Below are 1,562 nucleotides of genomic sequence, written 5' to 3'. Positions count from 1 at the left end.
CTGACACGAGAATCAGGGTTCCGAGGCAGGCGTCAGTTCCACGGCTGAGCCGCGGTGAGTGAGGGCGTCGGGTCAGACGGCGGCGTGCGGCTGAATGGTGACGTGAATGGTGACGTCGAAGCCGAGCTTCTCGATCTCCCGGGCGAGGCGTCGAGCGTGGGCCTCGGGATCTGCGCGGCGGGTGAAGTAGTCGACCCCGAGCTCGGCGTAGGGCTTGTGCTCGGCGAGGACGTGCCAGGCGATCACCAACATTGTGTGCGCAACGGCGAAAATCGCCTTGGTCTCTCCCCGGCTGCCGAAGCGCCGCCGGAAGCGCTGGTACTGAGCGCCCAGATAGGTGCTGCGGGTGCGGGTCGCCGCCCAGGCGGCCTCCACCATCGCGGTGCGCAGCGCGGTGTCGCCCTTGCGTGCGCGCCCGGAGGATCGTTTGCCGGCCGACTCGTGGTTGCCCGGGCACAGCCCCGCCCAGGAGGCCAGGTGCGCCGCGGTCGGGAAGCGGGTCATGTCCGGGCCGGCCTCGGCGAGGATCACCCACGCCGTCCGAGGACCGAGTCCGGGGATCGTGCCGAGCAGCTCAACCGCCTTGGAGAAAGGGGCGACCTCGGCCTCCACCTGCGCGTCGAGCCGATCGACCGCGGCGCTGAGGTGATCGATGTGGTCCAGCAGCATGCGCAGCAGCAGGGCGTGGTGCTCGCTGAATCCGCCCTCCAGCGCCAGCCGCAGTTCGGGGATCTTCACCCGCATCCGGGTCTGTGCGAAGTCGGCGAGCACCGCCGGGTCGCGCTCGCCGGCGATCAGCGCCTCGAGCATCGCCCGGGCGGACTTGCCCATCACGTCGGAGGCGACCGAGTCCAGCTTGATCCCGGCGTCCTCCAGCACGCGCTGCAGTCGCTGGATCTCCCGGGTGCGCTCCTCGGTCAGCTTCTTCGCGTACCGGGTCAGGTCCCGCAGCCGGGCCATCACCGGACTGGGCACGAAGCTGCCTCGCAGCAGCCCGCATTCGAGCAGCTGGGCCAGCCAGGCGGCGTCGGAGACGTCGGTCTTGCGGCCGGGCAGGTTCTTCACGTGCCGCGGATTGCACAGCTGCAGCTCATAGCCGATCTCGGCCTCGAGCACGTGCCAGACCGGCTTCCAGTACGAGCCGGTCGCCTCCATCGCCACCTGGGTCACCCGCTCGGCGACCAACCAGGCGCGCAACTCACGCAGCGCGGCGGTGAAGGTGCGGTACTGACGCACCTCCTGCTCACGGCCAGAGCCGCTCGCCGTCGGGCGGCGCACCACCGCCATGACGGTGTCCTTGTGCACGTCCAGCCCCGCGCACCGATCCACCAGTACGTCCATCTCGAGGCCCTCCCTGCGACTTGAACCAGGGGTGGCCGCCCGTGGGGCCTCTGCGTTCGAGACTCTGACACTCGTGCTCGTGGCGACAGTTGTTGGTTCCTAGAGGCCCCGGCGCCAGACTGAATGACGGGCTCGCCGCGCCAGTGACATTCCCGGGCTCTACGGACGGCCGCCCACGATTCTCATCCTTGCTGGTGCCCCGCAGGGGCATCCGGGACTGA

The 1,562-nt window shown here is 69.7% G+C and carries 1 protein-coding gene; it reads right to left on the bottom strand.

The features are described 5' to 3' along the window. Positions 1-72: 72 nt before the first annotated feature. Positions 73-1,341 (bottom strand): IS110 family transposase, encoded by a 1,269-nt coding sequence (locus HL189_RS22430; RefSeq protein WP_369135951.1) that lies wholly within the window; start codon positions 1,339-1,341, stop codon positions 73-75. Positions 1,342-1,562: the final 221 nt, after the last annotated feature.

Origin of the sequence: Modestobacter sp. I12A-02662 (assembly GCF_041028325.1) — a bacterium.
In the GTDB taxonomy this organism is placed as follows: Bacteria; Actinomycetota; Actinomycetes; order Mycobacteriales; family Geodermatophilaceae; genus Modestobacter.
The sequence above is the reverse complement of the archived record's forward strand: the minus strand, read 5'-3'. Positions and strand labels throughout refer to the sequence as shown.